This is a genomic window from Herbaspirillum lusitanum (assembly GCF_046025995.1).
GTDB classification, from domain to species: Bacteria; Pseudomonadota; Gammaproteobacteria; order Burkholderiales; family Burkholderiaceae_D; genus Herbaspirillum; species Herbaspirillum lusitanum_A.
In genome coordinates, this window is sequence record NZ_JAQQFM010000041.1 from 1 (window position 1) to 298 (window position 298).

The window sequence follows — 298 nt, forward strand, 5'->3', positions numbered from 1 at the left end:
CGCATCCAGACTCGCGATGAAGGTGTCGTTGTTGGCGGTGCCGATGGCGTTTTCAATGCTGTCGTACGTATCGCCGTCGGCAAAGCCGCCGGTGCCGGTCTTGGCGACCAGATCTACCGTCACCCCGACCCCGTCACTCGAACGCTCGTAGCTGACCGTATCGACACCCGCGCCGCCAAAGAAATTATTGTGCGCCGCGCTGGCGTAGAAGAGATCGTTGCCGCTGCCGCCGGTCACGTCCTGGATGTTGGTGTAGGTATCGCCATTGGCCAGACTGCCAGTGCCGCCGGTACCCACA

1 protein-coding gene is annotated in these 298 nt (G+C 62.1%); it reads right to left on the minus strand.

Annotated elements, in window-relative coordinates; all coding sequences use genetic code 11:
* Window positions 1-298 (minus strand): hypothetical protein (locus tag PQR62_RS25610; RefSeq protein ID WP_408160900.1); only part of this gene is annotated, 298 nt, incomplete at both ends.